Source organism: Pseudomonas viridiflava (assembly GCF_003702045.1).
In the GTDB taxonomy this organism is placed as follows: Bacteria; Pseudomonadota; Gammaproteobacteria; order Pseudomonadales; family Pseudomonadaceae; genus Aquipseudomonas; species Aquipseudomonas viridiflava_C.
Map to the genome: position 1 here is coordinate 184,083 of NZ_RBTP01000076.1, position 16,640 is coordinate 200,722.

The following is a 16,640-nucleotide window of genomic DNA, read 5'->3' on the forward strand; positions in this document are numbered from 1 at the left end:
TTTACATCGGAGGCTGCAAATGTCCGTATTCGCTGGCTTACCGCTGATCATCGAGCCCAACGATCTGCGTGAGCGCCTTGAAGCCCCGGAACTGATTCTGGTGGACCTGACCAGCAGCGCCCGTTACGAGGCCGGGCATATCCCGAGCGCTCGCTTCGTCGATCCCAAGCGCACGCAATGGGGCCAGCCGCCTGCTCCGGGCCTGCTGCCTGCGCACGCCGATCTGGAAAAGCTGTTCGGCGAACTGGGCCATAACCCCGACGCGGTCTATGTTGTCTATGATGATGAGGGTGGGGGCTGGGCCGGTCGTTTCATCTGGCTGCTGGATGTCATTGGTCATCATCGTTATCACTACCTGGACGGCGGCGTGCTTGCCTGGGAAGCGCAGTCGTTGCCGCTGACCCAAGACGTTCCGCCAGCGGCAGGCGGCCCGGTGGCCCTTGAGGTGAACCACGAACCGACAGCCACCCGCGAGTACCTGCAAAGCCGTCTGGGCGCTGCGGACCTGGCGATCTGGGACGCACGCGGCCCGACCGAGTACTCGGGCGAAAAAGTGTTGGCAGCCAAGGCCGGGCATGTTCCGGGGGCTATCAACTTCGAGTGGACCGCAGGCATGGACAAGACTCGCCACCTGCGCATCCGCAAAGACATGCCGAAGATTCTGAAAGACCTGGGCATCACCCCGGACAAGGAAGTGATTACCCATTGCCAGACCCATCACCGCTCGGGCTTCACCTACCTAGTGGCCAAAGCGCTGGGCTACCCTAGGGTCAAGGCGTACGCCGGCTCGTGGGGCGAATGGGGCAATCACCCGGACACACCTGTCGAAAAATGACCACGGCCAGGCTCATCGTTGTGAGCCCCGCCGGCTTCTCTATCAAGATTCAGGACTCTCAATGAAAGATCGTTTGTTTATTCTCAGTCAGTACCTGCTGCCCCACCACCTGCTGTCGCGCTTGGCTGGCCTGGTTGCCGAATGCCGCGTGACCTGGTTCAAGAACGCGTTCACCGCCTGGTTCGTTCGCCGCTATCAAGTGGACATGTCGCAGGCGCTGGTCGAAGACCTGACCGCTTACGAGCACTTCAACGCCTTCTTCACCCGCGCGCTCAAAGCCGATGCACGTCCACTGGACGCCTCCCCGGGAGCGGTGCTTTCGCCTGCCGACGGCACGATCAGCCAGTTGGGCTCGATCGATCACGGTCGTATCTTCCAGGCCAAGGGCCACAGCTTCAGCGTGCTGGAACTGCTGGGCGGCGATCCGAAACTGTCGGCCCCGTTCATGGGCGGTGAGTTCGCGACCGTCTACCTGTCGCCGAAGGACTATCACCGCGTCCATATGCCACTGGCTGGCACCCTGCGCGAGATGGTCTACGTTCCAGGCCGAATCTTTTCAGTCAACCAGACCACGGCCGAAAACGTTCCTGAACTGTTCGCCCGCAACGAACGTGTCGTGTGCCTGTTCGATACCGAGCGAGGCCCGATGGCAGTCGTACTGGTGGGCGCAATGATCGTTGCGTCGGTAGAGACGGTCTGGGCCGGGCTGGTCACGCCACCCAAGCGCGAATTGAAGACGTTCAGCTACGACGAAGCTGCACGCGCTCCGATCCATTTGGAAAAAGGTGCCGAAATGGGCCGTTTCAAGCTCGGTTCCACGGCCATCGTGCTGTTTGGACCTAACCAGGTGAAATGGTCCGAGTCACTGAAAGCCCTCTCCAAGGTTCAGATGGGCCAGGCACTCGGCGTTCCGACACAGCTTTCAGAGGTCTAATGGCCTGAGGCCATAATAGCTGCGCATTAGCCCCGATACTGGTAAAGTCCGGCCATCGGTGCCGTAGGATACGTTGCACTTTCATAGGCACCGGGTTACACATCAATGTGCAGGATGTGACCGGTTGCCATGTGAAGGCCGCCGTTCGGGCCAGTGAGTCGTTGGAGTTCGCCTGTCACATGAGTAATTTGAGCCTTCCTCTGCTGTTGCGTGCCCCCACGCCAACGCAGTCGAGCCTGTCATTCTGTGAACCCACGCCTCGCGACCTCAAACGCTGGATCTCCCGGCTGCCCAAAGCCAATCTGGGCGAGATGGCCCGCCAGCTTTATCAAGGGCTGACAGAACTCAACCAACTGATGACCCCCAGCGACAACCGCCTCCAAATGCTGGAGCTGTTGCGTCCCGAGGTCTATTTTGTCTGCAAGCACCTTGAGCGACATTTCCTCAATCAAGCCATCGTGCTCGACGAGCGTCCGCGCAAGGTCGCCAACCTGTGTCAGGCGTTGCAGAACCATCTGGCAACCGGCTACAAGCAAGTCATTCAGCACATTGCGCCACGCTACAGCAAGGATCAGAGCACGCTGTTGGCCACCGCACTGCAACGTGCGCTGCATGGACTTAACGGACCTTTGATTCGTGCCAACCAACTGTATTGTCCCGTTCAGGACGGCCTTTGGCTGGAACTGCATCAGCTCTACCAGATCGCTCGCCAATTTCAGTTGCACCGCACCTCGGTGGACGAGCCCCTGGCTCATCACGTCAAGACGCTCAGCCCCGAACAGACGTACATCATCGGTTTGATGATGGGGTGTTCACGCTGCAATCAGATGCGCCAGTTGAACATCGGCAAGCTGGCCGATGCACTCGAAGCCTGGAGTTCACTGGTAACGCTGGAGTTGCCAGCAGACGAACAGAGCCTGCTCGCACTGGATCCGACAGCTGACAAACCACCGCTGTACCGCACCCTGTTCACTGACGAGCAGTTGCCTAAGATGCTGGGGATCCAGCCCTTGGCGCTGGCGAATGCCATCAGTCATTACCTCGCCCTGCCGGACAACCAGCGCGGCCCTACCCAATTGCTCATACCGACCGGCGTCAACACGGATCTGTTGCAGCACCTGGCAGCGGCCTGGGGTGATGTGGCCGAGCGCACCTTTCAGCGCACCGTTGGCCAAGGCACGCTGAAGTTGTGCATCGGCATGAGCGCCCTGCACTATTACGTGGCGGGCCAGAGATCATTCAGCGAACTGCTGCAATTGAACGCAGCCAGCCACATTGCCGACTTTGCGCTCAAGGTGGTCAACGAGAACGATGATGACCCTTGGTCGTCGGCGTTCGACACTCAGCGCGGCAACACGTCTTCCGTTCTGCTGCCCTATGAGGAAATCGAATACCAGAAAACCGATGGCGATGGCGATTCATCGTCCAACGCGCAGCACACCTTTCCGACATTCGACTTGAGCATCGTCAACCACAGCCCTGGCGGTTATTGCCTGGCGTGGCCGAAGGACGTGCCTCAGCAGTTGCAGGCCGGCGAACTGGTGGGCATTCAGGACGACTCCGGCCAGGGCTGGAGCATTGCGATCGTTCGTTGGGTCAGGCAGGTACGCAGTGGCGGAACGCAAATGGGCATCGAGCTGATTGCACCCTTTGCCCAGCCTTGCGGGATGCAGTTGATTCGCGAACCCCAGAACAGCCAATACTTGCGCACCTTAATGCTGCCGGAAGTCAGAGCGATGGACAGGCCCGCGACAGTGCTCGCGCCCCGTCTTCCGTTTCAGGAAAACAGCAAGGTCATGATCAATTTCAGTGGCGAAGAGCGACGTGCGACGCTGAGCAATCGCCGCATCAGCAGCGCCAGCTACAACCAGTTCGAGTACCAGATCTACGACGCGCCCAAGGCGGCGGAAAGCGAAAAGCCCAAGCCGGGTCAGGAGTTCGATTCGTTGTGGGGATCACTGTAGCCGCCGCAATCGCTTGAACAATCACGGCGGTACTGCACGCGGTCAGCGTTGTGCTTCGCGATCCCGGAAGCCCAACAGATACAGAACCCCGTCCAGACCCAGGGTCGAGATCGCCTGTTTGGCCGACTGCTTCACCAGCGGCTTGGCGCGGAATGCAACGCCCAGCCCCGCAATCGCCAGCATCGGCAAGTCGTTGGCACCGTCGCCTACTGCAATCGTCTGCTCAAGACTCAGACCTTCCTTGTGAGCCAGTTCACGCAGCAGATCCGCCTTGCGCTTGGCATCGACGATAGGCTCGACGGCCACGCCCGTGACCTTGCCATCTTCCACTGCCAGCTCGTTGGCAAACACGTAGTCGATACCCAGTTTGGCCTGCAGCTGCTTGGCAAAATAAGTGAAGCCACCGGACAGAATCGCGGTCTTGTAACCCAGTCGCTTGAGTTCGGCGAACAGGGTTTCGGCACCTTCGGTCAAGCGCAACGATGCACCGATTTCGTCCAGCACGCTGACGTCTAGCCCCTTGAGCAGAGCCAGACGCTCCTTGAAGCTGGCGCTGAAATCCAGTTCGCCACGCATGGCTCGTTCAGTGATCTCCGACACCTGCTCCCCGACGCCTGCGGCCTTGGCCAACTCGTCGATGACTTCGGCTTCGATCAGGGTCGAGTCCATGTCGAACACGGCCAGCCTGCGGTTACGCCTGAACAGCGAATCCTGCTGAAACGCGATATCGACATTCAGGTCCTGCGCCACGCTGAGGAACTCGGCCTGCATGGCTTTGAGGTCACCCGGCTCTCCGCGCACGGAAAACTCGATGCAACCCTTGCCTTTATCGGCGGGCGTATCGAGGGGCATGCGACCGGACAAGCGATCGATCTGATCGATATTCAAGCCATATTTGGCCGTGATCGAACTCACGCATTGCAATTGCTCGGCGGTCACCTTGCGGGTCAACAACGTCACGATATGACGCGCCTTGCCCTGGCCTTCGACCCAATGTTGATAATCCTCTTCGGACACCGCCGTGAAGCGCACCTGCTGATCCAGCTTGTAGGCGGTGAACAGGATGTCCTTGAGGACGGAAGACCCCTGCTCGGTGCCCGGAATTTCGACCAGCATGCCGAATGACAGGGTGTCGTGAATCACCGCCTGACCAATATCGAGAATGTTCACGCCACCCTGGGCGAGAACGCCGGTGATGGCCGCAGTAAGACCGGGACGGTCTACGCCAGTGATGTTAATCAGGACGATTTCGCGCAAGGCGCACCCCCGCAGTGGAAAAAAACCGCATTCTAACCACTTTCAGTGACCACCGGGCACAGGCAGCGCTTTGCCGCTACAGGGCCGGTCGTTATACTGCGCGGCAACTTCTTCGAAAGAGCCGTGCTCTGTGAACCGGCCCACGCCCGTTAAAACCGATAATTTCTTCCTGCTCATCTTTCGTGCCCTGCGTCATCGCCGTGTACCGATTGCTTTGCGCATTGCCAGCCATAACGTGATCCTGGTCGCGTTGGCGCTGGTGATCTACGCCGGTGTCATGGGCCTGCAGTTCAAGCAGGCCATGCATGAACAGGCTGATGCGCTGGGGCAGGCCATTACGACCCAGACCGCCACCTCGGCCACCGAGCTGTTGGTGTCCAACGACATCCTCAGTCTCAATGTGCTGCTGGGCAATCTGGTCAAGAACCCGCTGGTTGCGCACGCCGCCATCTACAGCGTGGATAACCGCATCCTCGCTGAGGCTGGCCAGCGCCCGAAAAACGGGCTTCTGGGTGAAGCACAGGGTCTGTACGAGATCAAAATCACGTTCCAGGACGTGATGGCGGGCCATCTGCGCATCAGCCTCGACATGTCGCAGTTCCAGCAGCCCATGACCATCAGCCTGCAAAGCATGGGCATATTGGCAGGGATTCTGCTGGCACTCTCGCTGGCCCTGAGCTTGCGTCTGGGTCGGCATATTTCCACGCCACTGATGCAGATGCGGATCTGGCTGCGCGACATCGACCCGTACACGCCTGCGACTGATCGCCAGGATGAGATCGGCGACCTTGCGCGTCAGCTACGCACCTCTTTCGCGCCGCCTGTTCCGGAACCTGAGCCGGTGCCGGAGCCCGAGTACGAAGAAGACGACGGTGAGGACCCGTACCTTGAGCCGGAAGAAAAACCGAGCCCGTCTTTCTCTGCGCGCGACACTGCGCCAGTGGCCAAGCCTCGGCTGCCTGCGCCACCGGTGCAGCGTCGCATCGTTGCCGAAGAAGATGAAGAAGACGACGGCGATGACCCGTTCGCCGAGTTGCGCAGCACGTCAGAAGACACAGGTGCAGCGCCAAGTGCTCGCACTGTTGCGGCGCCGGTAGTGTCCCGCGAGCCGCAGCCGAGTGCCGTTCTGGCCGTACAGCTGGGTGCGCAGGACCAATTGCGCCGCCTGCCTCGCGCACGCCTGACCGAGTTGCTGCAACGCTACCGTGACTGCCTTGATCAGGCAGCCTCGTTGTACGAGAGCGAGCTGCACACCCTGAACGACGGCAGCACCCTGATGCTGTTCCACAGCGAGGAAAGCGGCGAAGACTACCTGACCAACGCGATTTGCTGCGGTGAGCTGCTGCGCGCACTGAGTCATGCCTTGCAGATTGAAGTGGCCGACAGCGGCATCACCTTGCAACTGCAACTGGGTCTGACATTAGGCGAGGGCCTGAGCGGCCTGAGCCAGATTGATCTGCTGCTGACCGAAACCGCACAGGACGCATTGGCGCTGTCGCAACACAGCCGCAACCTACTGCTGGTCGAGCGCAAGGTCAACGACGATGCCCTCATCCGCCAGCGTGCCCGCATCCGCCCCATCGCCAGCCCCGAAGGCGCTTGCTGCGTAGAGCGCCTGATGGAGCCCTACCCGTCCATGCTTGAACGCCAACTGGCGCGCATGCACGAGACGAACAAGGTCTGACAAACGCCAGAGCAGACGCAGAGCGTCCTGAGCGGCGGTGATCTTTGTGAGAGCGAGCTTGCTCGCTCCCACGGTTTCTTGCCGCGTAGGCCTGCGTCACATTCACAAGTGCCTATCAGTGTCAGAACGACGCCCAACAAAAAGCCCGCATCGCTGCGGGCTTTTTGTTATCTGAGCGTTAGAAGCGGAACACTTCCAGATCGGTACGGATTGGCGAAGCCATCGGGATACGAGGCTTGTCGGGCTCTTTGGCGCGGGCCACCGGGGCCTTCTTCGGTTCTTCGAGCGGCTGCCAGGAAATCGGTTTGATCGCCGTGCTAACCTGATCGGCCAGACGCTGCAACAGAATGCCTTGCGCCTTCACCTGATCGGACGAGCTACCGGCATGGACCTGCTCAAGATGGACCAGTCGGCTGTCACGAACGTGGCCCTTGCGGTCCAGCAAGCGCCACTGCGCATCCAGCACAGCAGGCTGTTTGGCACCGGAGTCCAGACGGGTGATCGACAACACCACCTGAACATCAGGCGAGAAGTTGGCAACGGCTGGTGCCAGCACAACGCGCTGACTGTCCAGTTTCCAGGCGATTTGGCGTAACAGCAATTGATCAATGTCCGATGACAGATTGCCCGCCCAGCGCCCATCGGGCGAAGCGGTCAGGGTGCCATCAGGCTGTCGTTGCAGAAGGGTTTCGCGTTGCAGGTAGTCGGCCACCGAAACAGGGCCCAGCAAGACTGCCAGACCACTACTCTGTTTCGGCTGACCAGGCTCACCGCTGTCGAGTTGATAAAGCGCGGTCGGCTGGTTGACACTGCAACCAGCCAGACCCAGGACGCCAGTCATCAACAGGACAAGGGGAAGGCGTAGAAAATTCATCGTCCCATCCAGGTGGCTGCCCCACGGGAAGCCACAGTATAAATAACTTCCAGACCCATGCAGGCACTGCGCCACGCTTGCGCCCCAAGACCCCATATCATCCGTGAATATTCGCCATGACTCCAGCGATTATGCATCGTACTTCATGGCAAAACGAAGAACACCAGCGTCAGATCAACGTTTTCAGCTATTTTCCACCAGCAGGCCATCGACCCTCTGGAAGCCACGCGGGAGCTTATTGCCACGACGGCCACGTTCGCCCTTGTAATGCTCAAGGTCTTCAGGCTTGAGCGACAACGTGCGTTTGCCCGCCTGAAGAACCAGCGTAGCGCCTTGTGCGATGACTGCCAGGTCGGTGACGTATTCTTCACGACTGGCCACTCGCTCGCCGGGAATGCCGATGATCTTGTTGCCCTTGCCTTTGCCCAACTGCGGCAGGTCGCTGATCTTGAACACCAGCAGACGACCCTCCGTCGTCACGGCCGCCAGCCAGTTCTGCTCCCGGTCTGTGACAGGTCGGGGCAGAATGACCTTGGCGCCGGCCGGCAGGCTGAGCAGGGCCTTGCCCGCCTTGTTCTTGGCCTGCAAATCCTCACCTTTCACGACGAACCCGTAGCCGGCATCCGAGGCGATGACATACAACGCATCGTCGTCAGGCAGCAACACGCACTCAAAGGTCGCGCCCGGCGGTGGCTGCAGCTTGCCGGTGAGCGGCTCACCCTGGCCCCGTGCGGACGGCAGCGTGTGGGCAGCAACCGAATAGCTGCGCCCGGTCGAGTCGATGAACACTGCAAATTGATTGGAGCGGCCAATGGCCGAGGTCTTGAAGCCGTCACCCGCTTTATAGGAGAGCCCGGTGGCATCGATGTCGTGCCCCTTGGCGCAACGCACCCAGCCTTTCTCGGACAGAACGACCGTGACCGGCTCGGTCGGCATCAATTCGTTTTCGGACAGCGCCTTGGCCTCTGCACGCGCCACGATAGGCGAGCGACGATCATCGCCATAGGTTTCAGCATCGGCAATCAGTTCGGAACGCACCAGCTTGCGCAGCTTGGACTCACTGCCCAGCAGCGCCTGCAGCTTGGCCTGCTCCTTGCGCAGCGCGTCTTGCTCGCTACGCAGCTTCATCTCTTCCAGACGCGCCAATTGACGCAAACGGGTGTCGAGGATGTAGTCGGCCTGGATTTCCGACAGATCAAAGCGAGCAATCAGCTCGGCCTTGGGGTGCTCGGCCGTGCGGATGATATGAATCACTTCATCCAGGTTCAGGTAAGCGGTCAGCAAACCGTCCAACAGGTGCAGGCGATGCTCGACCTTGTCCAGACGGAATTGCAGGCGACGGCGCACTGTACCGATGCGGAAGGTCAGCCACTCGCTGAGCAGCGTCTTGAGGTTCTTGAGCTGCGGCTTGCCGTCCAGACCGATGATGTTGATATTGACCCGATAGCTGGACTCAAGCTCGGTGGTCGCAAACAGGTGCTGCATCAACTCATCAAGTTCAACGCGGTTCGAGCGCGGGATGATCACAATGCGGCACGGGTTTTCGTGGTCCGACTCGTCACGCAGGTCCGCCACCATCGGCAGCTTCTTGGCCTGCATCTGGGCAGCAATCTGCTCCAGCACTTTAGCGCCGGACACCTGATGCGGCAGCGAAGTGACCACGATGTCGCCATCTTCGATGCGATACACAGCACGCATGCGCACCGAACCGCGACCGGTTTCGTAGATTTTCAGCAGATCGGCGCGAGGCGTGATGATTTCAGCTTCGGTCGGGTAATCCGGCCCCAAAATATGCTCACACAGCTCTTGAATCGTCGCCTTGGGCTCATCCAGCAAGTGAACGCAGGCGCTGGCGACTTCACGCAGATTGTGCGGCGGTACGTCAGTGGCCATGCCCACGGCGATGCCGGTGGTGCCATTGAGCAGAATATTCGGCAAACGTGCAGGCAAAACCGCCGGTTCGTCAAGCGTACCGTCAAAATTCGGCACCCAGTCAGCAGTGCCTTGGCCCAGCTCGCTGAGCAGCACTTCGGAATAGCGCGACAGGCGCGCCTCGGTGTAACGCATGGCGGCGAAGGACTTGGGGTCGTCCGGCGCACCCCAGTTGCCCTGGCCGTCTACCAGCGTGTAGCGGTAGCTGAACGGCTGGGCCATCAGCACCATGGCTTCGTAGCAGGCCGAATCGCCGTGGGGGTGGAATTTACCGAGCACGTCACCGACGGTACGCGCCGACTTCTTGTGCTTGGCATCCGCGCCCAGGCCCAGCTCGCTCATGGCGTAGATAATACGGCGCTGCACAGGCTTCAGGCCGTCGCCGATATGCGGCAAGGCACGGTCCATGATCACGTACATGGAATAGTTGAGGTAGGCCTGTTCGGTGAAGTCAGCCAGCGAGCGGCGTTCTACGCCATCCAGGCTGAGGTCAAGGGAGTCGCTCATGCGGGCCTCATCATTGTGTTGACTGGCGCAGCAGCAAATTGCCGCCACGCTGTGTGAATTCGAGTTGTTTCATTGCACTCATGCCCAGCAGCACCTGATCGCCTTCTAGCCCCGGCGCTACCAACGCGCGCACATGGGTCAGTACGATGTCGCCCAGTTGCAGCCGGTCGAGCGAGGTCCGAAAACCCTGACTGTTGCCGTTGGCCGTGCTGACCATCACCGGCAGACCCCGTTTCAGGCCGAGGCTGTCGGCCATGTCACCGGGAATGGCGACGTCTGTCGCCCCGGTGTCGATCATGAACTCCACTGTCCGGCCGTTGATCTGGCCGGTACTGACGAAGTGCCCCTGACGATTGCCCGCCAGTTTCACTTCGATATACCCGTCGCCGTGCTGCGAAGAAACCACGGTGTTGGGGTTCTGCTGCTTGTCTTCCCAGTCGCCAAAAAAACGCGTGGCCAGAAAGATTCCGGCCGCCCACGCTACGATCATCAGGACTTTGCCAGCACGCTTGCCGGGCACCGCCTGCGTCACTGGCCGTCACTCCAGCCCGCCGCAGGTGCAGCGAAACGCCACACGATCGGGCGCGTTTCACCATCGGCGCGGGCACCAAAATTGTTGTCGATGCCGACCCAGGCACCCGTCTCATCCACGACCAGCGCCTCGGTCAGCCCATAAGGCTGATCATAGCGACGTGACGGCAGCATGGCTTCCTTGGAAAACGACCAGCAACGCTCGAGTGCACCGGTTTCCAGATCACGCCGACAGATGCGATACACCGAGCGCTCCAGGGTGAACAGCTTGCCGTTATACAGCGAGATGTCCGAAAAATCTGTCGAGACCTTTTTACCCTTCTGCTCCGGGGGCAATGTGTCTTTCCCGGCTTCGGCCAGCAGCACGCAACTCTTGCCGCAGGTCCATTGATCCTGGTCACGCCGCACCACCAGCAACCCGCGTTTTTCGCGCTCGGCGGCCAGCCATACCCGGTCGCCTTCAGCATTCACCGCAATGCCTTCGAAAATCGCGTTGAAGTTCTGCAACATACCGTTGGCGCGTGCCTGTTCTACCAGCGCTGCAGGCAATGGCAGCCACGCGGGCGTACCGTTGACCGGGACTTTCAACACCGTGCCGTAAGCCTCGCTGACCAGATACCGGTTGCCCTGCGCGTCGCAACTGACGCCTTCGAAATCCATGTTTCCGCCGCGCACGATCGACGACAGGTAGGCCAGTGTGCGCAGGCTCAGCGGCAGATAGCTCTGCGGCGCAGGCATAGCCATGACATGGGGCTCGGCCTTCCAGACGCGATCAGACACATCGAGACTGTAGAGCAGGTTGTCGTCACGGTCGGAGACTGTCCATAGCTGGCCATTGCACGACGCAAGACCCGACAGATTGCCGCCGACCATGCCGTCTACCGGATGCTCGGATTGCAACGCCAGGGACTCGAGCGGCGCCGCAAAAACCGGCGCAACCACCAGGGACAGGGCAGCGAGCCAGGCTCGTATCAAATCATGACCTCGGCCAGGTTGCCCTTCGATTCGAGCCAGGTCTTGCGGTCACCTGCGCGCTTTTTGGCCAGCAGCATGTCCATGATTTCCGATGTCGCGGCGTAATCGTCCAGCGTGAGCTGCACCAGACGCCGGGTGTTCGGGTCCATCGTGGTTTCACGCAACTGAGGCGGGTTCATCTCGCCCAGGCCTTTGAATCGCGTGACCTGCGGCTTGCCGCGTTTCTTCTCGGCTACCAAACGGTCAAGAATCCCGTCGCGCTCGCTTTCGTCCAGCGCGTAATAGATTTCCTTACCCAGGTCGATGCGGTACAGCGGCGGCATGGCCACGTACACGTGACCGGCGTCCACCAGCGGCCGGAAGTGCTGAACGAACAGTGCGCACAGCAGGGTTGCGATGTGCAGACCGTCCGAGTCGGCGTCGGCCAGGATGCAAATTTTGCCGTAGCGCAGCTGACTGATGTCGGCCGCACCCGGATCGACACCGATGGCAACGGCAATGTTATGCACTTCCTGGCTGGCAAGCACTTCGCCGCCGTCCACTTCCCACGTATTCAGAATCTTGCCACGCAGGGGCAGGATCGCCTGGAATTCCTTGTCGCGTGCCTGCTTGGCCGAGCCACCCGCAGAATCACCCTCGACCAGAAACAGCTCGGAGCGCGCCGGATCCTGTCCTGCGCAATCAGCCAGCTTGCCGGGCAGCGCCGGACCTTGCGTGATGCGCTTGCGCTCGACTTTCTTGCTGGCCTTGAGGCGACGACCGGCGTTATTGATCGCCAGATCGGCCAGTTGCAGGCCCAGCTCGGAGTGAGTGTTGAGCCACAGGCTGAACGCGTCCTTCACGACACCGGACACAAACGCCGCCGCTTCGCGGGACGACAGACGCTCTTTGGTCTGACCGGAGAACTGAGGCTCCTGCATTTTCATCGACAATACGAACGCGATGCGCTCCCAGACGTCTTCCGGGGCCAGCTTCACGCCGCGCGGCAGCAGGTTGCGGAACTCGCAGAACTCGCGCATCGCATCCAGCAAACCCTGACGCAGACCATTGACATGGGTACCGCCCTGCGCGGTCGGGATCAGGTTGACGTAGCTTTCCTGAACGCTGTCGCCGCCTTCCGGCAACCAGAGCAAGGCCCAATCGACTGCCTCTTTATTACCGGCAAAGCTGCCACAGAAGGGCTCGTCCGGCAGGCGCAGGAATTCGGTGACCGAATCCTGCAGGTAGGAGCGCAGACCGTCTTCGTAATGCCACTCGACCTTCTCGCCAGTCGCTTTGTCTTCGAAGCTGACCAACAGGCCCGGACACAAAACGGCCTTGGCCTTGAGCACATGCTTGAGGCGGCTGACCGAAAATTTCGGGGTATCAAAGTACTTCGGATCCGGCGCGAAATAGACGCTGGTGCCGGTATTGCGCTTGCCGACCGTACCAATAACGGACAGCTCGGTAGCCTTGAAGCCATCGGCGAAGGTCATTTCGTATTCATTGCCATCACGCTTGACCCGCACCCGAACCTGGGTGGAAAGCGCGTTGACCACAGAAATCCCCACGCCGTGCAAGCCGCCGGAGAACTGGTAGTTCTTGTTGGAGAACTTGCCGCCTGCGTGAAGCTTGGTGAGGATCAGTTCGACGCCCGACACGCCCTCTTCCGGGTGAATGTCCACCGGCATGCCACGACCGTCGTCGGACACTTCAAGGGAGTTATCGGCGTGCAGAATGACCTGTACCGACCTGGCATGCCCTGCCAGCGCTTCGTCGACACTGTTGTCGATGACTTCCTGGGCCAGGTGGTTGGGCCGCGAGGTGTCGGTGTACATGCCCGGACGTTTGCGAACCGGATCGAGGCCCGAGAGGACTTCGATGGCGTCTGCGTTATAAGAGCTAGCGCTGGGATTGGCCATAGGTTCTCGTTATCAATCGTGCATTAAATTTCAGGTGTTCAACGTGTTGTACTGCTGTCGCTGGCATTCAGTCACTTACAGCGCGGAAAGATCGATTCCCTGCAACAGACCGGGCGCAAAACCGGCAAAACTCAACAGCGCGGGCAACTGCTCGGCAAACCCTTGATAGCTGTGGTCGCCACCGGGCTGGATACGCAACGCGCAGGCCCGGTAAAAAGCCTGGGCGCGGCGATAATCCAGCGTCTCATCGCCCGTCTGCAGCCAGACCTGAATCTGCTGCGGGTCTTGGGGGGCAGGTACTTCCAGCGCCGCCAGCGCGTCAATATGGTCTTGGGTCAGTTGCCATTGCTCGCCGGTGTACAGGTTCTGCTGTACACCGAGAAAACCGTCGAACAGCTGATGCGGGTTGACGGCCGGGTTGATCAGGACTGCCTTTAGGCCGTGGCGCTGCGCCAAATGAGTCGCATAGTAGCCGCCGAGCGAGCTGCCGACCAGCAAAGGCCGACCCAGCGCATCGATGGCCGATGCCAGCTGGATCATGGCCTGACGCGGATGATGATGCAGTTCAGGGACTTGCAGCCGTTCAGCGAGGCCCAGCGATTTCATCAACGCAAGCAACTGGCAGGCCTTTTTCGACTGCGCCGAACTGTTCAGGCCATGAATGTACAGCAATGAGGGGGTTTCGCTGGTCACGCTGCCGCTCCTGGGTGCAAAGCAAAGCCGCGCAGTTTACAGGGACTAACGCGACAACACCTTACTGGAAATAGTTACGTACGACGATTAATAGCCCGTGCCGCCATAATCGACGTCGAACGCCATCCCGACGACCCGGGAAACGCCGGTTTCAAGGTGTCCGTCGTCATGCAGCCTTAGCCATCTATAGCCTGGCGCGAGAGTGTCCAGCGCGAAGTCTTCGCTGCCCGGCGCAAACTGAATGCAGGTCGAGGGTGAAGCCAGCAACCGCACGCGCTGACGCATCTGGTCGAATTCCTGATGCACGTGGCCCCAGAGCACGGCACGGGCCTGCGGGAATCGATCCACAATCGCAAAAAACGCGTCGGCATTGCGCAGTCCGATGGGCGCCATCCATTCACAGCCGATCGCCACCGGGTGGTGGTGCAGGCAGACCAGATGATGGCGGTCCGGCGCTTCGCTCAGGGACCGTTCCAGCAGTTTCAATTGCGAGTCCGCCAGAAACCCCGGCACCGAACCCGGCACCGCCGAATCCAGCAACGTCACCCGCCACTGGCCAATATCCAGCACCGGTTCCAGCAACCCGGCCCCCTGCGCCACCTGTTCCATCTGCGGCAGCTCATCGTGGTTGCCGGCAAACCAGCGTGCAGGCGCTTTAATCTGCTCGCTTATCCGACGAAACGCCTCATACGACTCCACGCTGCCATCCTGGGAAATATCCCCACTGGCAATCACTACATCGATATCCGACTGCTCGGCCAGCACCCGCTCGACCACCTTTTCCAGGCTGTCACGGGTATTCATGCCCAGCAACGTGCCGTCCGCCTCGGCAAACAGGTGGCTGTCGGATAACTGGACCAGCAAAACTGACGATGAAGGGGCTGCGCTCGGCAAGGCCGTCTCCTGGAAAGGATTCAGCGCGATTATGTGACGGCCAGCGATACGGGTAAACCCGGAATGTGGGTGTGTGTCACATTTGCTGAATGTCAGGGGATGCGTTGGCTCTTGGCGCGAGCTTTTCCCACTGTCTGTGCAATCAAAGCACCCGACGCCATACTTGCCAAACCAATCTGCAAAAAAGGCATAGTTGGTGAACTCCCTGTATCAGTGATCACGCATCCATGCGCTGGGGCATTGCGGTTCAGTCGGGCTGAAAACCTTGGCTGAACGTAAACAGAAGAAAAACGGCCGGCGAGTTTAAGCGCTGGTGCGAGGTCGTCCAGCATCAAAAAGTATCGGGAAATTTCAAGATTGAAGGCTGAAACGTATTCAGCACAATGCCGCCCTGGGATAGCGGCATCGGTCGGCGGAGCAGGTTAAAACGTGTCGAAAGATGAATCAGCGAACCGCTTCAAACTCATGCCCACACGCCAAACAGTGGCTCAGCCATTCACCCAGAAACAGGTTGAGCTGGGCCTTTTCGTCGGGCTGATGCATGTCGGCGTTGGGGTACGGATAAATCCCCCGAAACCGACGGGCGTGTTCGGCGCCAATGACTTCGGCCATGCGTGCGTCGTGGTAGACCTGCACTTCCAGACTGGGTATCGGCAGCCACGGCAGGCTGTGTTCCTGACGCACTTGCAGGGTGGTGGTGTACGGGCAGTCGAGCAGCACCTCGACCGCCAGCACGCCGAGCATTTGGTCACCTTGCGTCACCGCAACGCGGCGTGAGCGCTGCTCTTTGCGCATGTCCGGCAACAAACGCATCAAGCGCGCGTAGTTGGCCTCGCACGCAGCCTGAAGCCCGGCAAGATCAACACGGTAGCGCTCGCGCAGTAGATTCACGACCATAACCCCCTGATTTCAGCGCGGTTCAACGCCAGCCATTGCAAGGCGATGATCGTTGCCGCGTTTATGATTCTTCCGTCAGCCACGGCCTGCATCGCATCGTCGAACGACCAGACTGTCACGCGGATGTCTTCACCTTCGGATTCAAGCCCGTGCAGGCCGCCCGCCCCCTGGCTGTCGCACTGCCCCATGAACAGGTGAACGAATTCATCACTGCCGCCGGGTGAAGGGAAGTACTTGGTAATCGGCCAAAGCGCACCGAACACAAGGCCAGCTTCCTCCTCTGCCTCACGATGAGCAACTTCTTCCGGCTGCTCGTCCTTGTCGATCAGGCCAGCCACCAACTCGATCAGCCAGGGATTGCCGGTCTTCTGGACCGCGCCCACCCGGAACTGCTCGATCAGCACCACTTCATCACGCTTGGCGTCATAAGGCAGGACGCAGACGGCATCGTGGCGAACGAACAGCTCGCGGCTGATTTCCTTGCTGGTGCCGCCATCGAACAGTTCGTGACGCAAATACAGTTTGTCGAGTTTATAAAAGCCCTGAAAGCAGTTTTCCCGCCGGGTTATCTCAAAAGCCGTCGGTACCGATCGGGTGGTCTGGGTCATGGGTTTCTCGCTTGCGGCTATCTTGAACTCCCAACCATCCTAACGCGCATCGACCACTGGATGCAGCCCCCTTGAATAAGCAGGTAGACGGCTGCCACGTAAAACAATTCTAATCCGCCCAGTGGCGAACCGAACCGGACGCTTGCAGTCCAAC

The 16,640-nt window shown here is 60.0% G+C and carries 14 protein-coding genes; 4 read left to right on the forward strand and 10 right to left on the reverse strand.

The window, feature by feature from the left end:
• Positions 1–19 precede the first annotated feature (19 nt).
• The 3 genes from rhdA (at position 20) to ALP40_RS23795 (ending at position 3,733) form a co-directional block, all read left to right on the forward strand.
• Positions 20–835: a thiosulfate sulfurtransferase gene (gene rhdA, locus ALP40_RS23785; RefSeq protein WP_122210581.1), complete on the forward strand. Its 816-nt coding sequence runs from the start codon at positions 20–22 to the stop codon at positions 833–835.
• A 61-nt stretch (positions 836–896) separates the two neighbouring features.
• Positions 897–1,769, forward strand: a complete 873-nt coding sequence (asd, locus tag ALP40_RS23790) for an archaetidylserine decarboxylase (protein WP_122210582.1) — start codon at positions 897–899, stop codon at positions 1,767–1,769.
• 179 nt (positions 1,770–1,948) lie between these two features.
• A complete protein-coding gene (locus tag ALP40_RS23795; protein WP_122210762.1) occupies positions 1,949–3,733 on the forward strand; it encodes a molecular chaperone in 1,785 nt (594 codons plus the stop codon).
• A gap of 42 nt (positions 3,734–3,775) precedes the next feature.
• Here ALP40_RS23795 and serB read toward each other — a convergent pair whose 3' ends face one another.
• A complete protein-coding gene (gene serB / locus ALP40_RS23800) occupies positions 3,776–4,990 on the reverse strand; it encodes a phosphoserine phosphatase SerB (RefSeq protein ID WP_122210583.1) in 1,215 nt (404 codons plus the stop codon).
• Between the two features lie 130 nt (positions 4,991–5,120).
• Between serB and ALP40_RS23805 the strand changes: the two genes are divergently transcribed.
• A complete protein-coding gene (locus ALP40_RS23805) occupies positions 5,121–6,674 on the forward strand; it encodes a HAMP domain-containing protein (protein ID WP_122210584.1) in 1,554 nt (517 codons plus the stop codon).
• 178 nt (positions 6,675–6,852) lie between these two features.
• Here the strand turns inward: ALP40_RS23805 and ALP40_RS23810 are convergent, their stop codons facing one another.
• The 9 genes from ALP40_RS23810 to ALP40_RS23850 all read right to left on the reverse strand — a co-directional run bounded on the left by ALP40_RS23810 (position 6,853) and on the right by ALP40_RS23850 (position 16,486).
• Entirely contained in the window at positions 6,853–7,548 is a 696-nt protein-coding gene (locus ALP40_RS23810; protein ID WP_122210585.1) for a membrane integrity-associated transporter subunit PqiC, read from the reverse strand.
• Between the two features lie 183 nt (positions 7,549–7,731).
• Positions 7,732–9,987 carry a DNA topoisomerase IV subunit A gene (parC, locus tag ALP40_RS23815; protein ID WP_122210586.1) on the reverse strand — a complete coding sequence of 752 codons (2,256 nt, stop codon included), beginning with the start codon at positions 9,985–9,987 and terminating at the stop codon, positions 7,732–7,734.
• 10 nt (positions 9,988–9,997) lie between these two features.
• Positions 9,998–10,477 carry a TIGR02281 family clan AA aspartic protease gene (locus ALP40_RS23820; RefSeq protein WP_181114598.1) on the reverse strand — a complete coding sequence of 160 codons (480 nt, stop codon included), beginning with the start codon at positions 10,475–10,477 and terminating at the stop codon, positions 9,998–10,000.
• A 38-nt stretch (positions 10,478–10,515) separates the two neighbouring features.
• Entirely contained in the window at positions 10,516–11,493 is a 978-nt protein-coding gene (locus ALP40_RS23825; protein WP_122210588.1) for an esterase-like activity of phytase family protein, read from the reverse strand.
• The gene (gene parE, locus ALP40_RS23830; RefSeq protein ID WP_122210589.1) at positions 11,490–13,394 is read right to left on the reverse strand and encodes a DNA topoisomerase IV subunit B; all 1,905 of its coding nucleotides are present in this window, start codon (positions 13,392–13,394) and stop codon (positions 11,490–11,492) included. Before parE ends, ALP40_RS23825 begins: the two co-directional genes overlap by 4 nt.
• Positions 13,395–13,469: 75 nt before the next feature.
• Positions 13,470–14,087 (reverse strand): YqiA/YcfP family alpha/beta fold hydrolase, encoded by a 618-nt coding sequence (locus ALP40_RS23835; RefSeq protein WP_122210590.1) that lies wholly within the window; start codon positions 14,085–14,087, stop codon positions 13,470–13,472.
• 87 nt (positions 14,088–14,174) lie between these two features.
• The gene (gene cpdA, locus ALP40_RS23840) at positions 14,175–14,981 is read right to left on the reverse strand and encodes a 3',5'-cyclic-AMP phosphodiesterase (protein WP_122210591.1); all 807 of its coding nucleotides are present in this window, start codon (positions 14,979–14,981) and stop codon (positions 14,175–14,177) included.
• A gap of 444 nt (positions 14,982–15,425) precedes the next feature.
• On the reverse strand, positions 15,426–15,878 hold the full coding sequence (locus tag ALP40_RS23845) for a DUF1249 domain-containing protein (protein ID WP_122210592.1): 453 nt from the start codon (positions 15,876–15,878) through the stop codon (positions 15,426–15,428).
• Positions 15,869–16,486 (reverse strand): NUDIX domain-containing protein, encoded by a 618-nt coding sequence (locus ALP40_RS23850; RefSeq protein ID WP_122210593.1) that lies wholly within the window; start codon positions 16,484–16,486, stop codon positions 15,869–15,871. Before ALP40_RS23850 ends, ALP40_RS23845 begins: the two co-directional genes overlap by 10 nt.
• Positions 16,487–16,640: the final 154 nt, after the last annotated feature.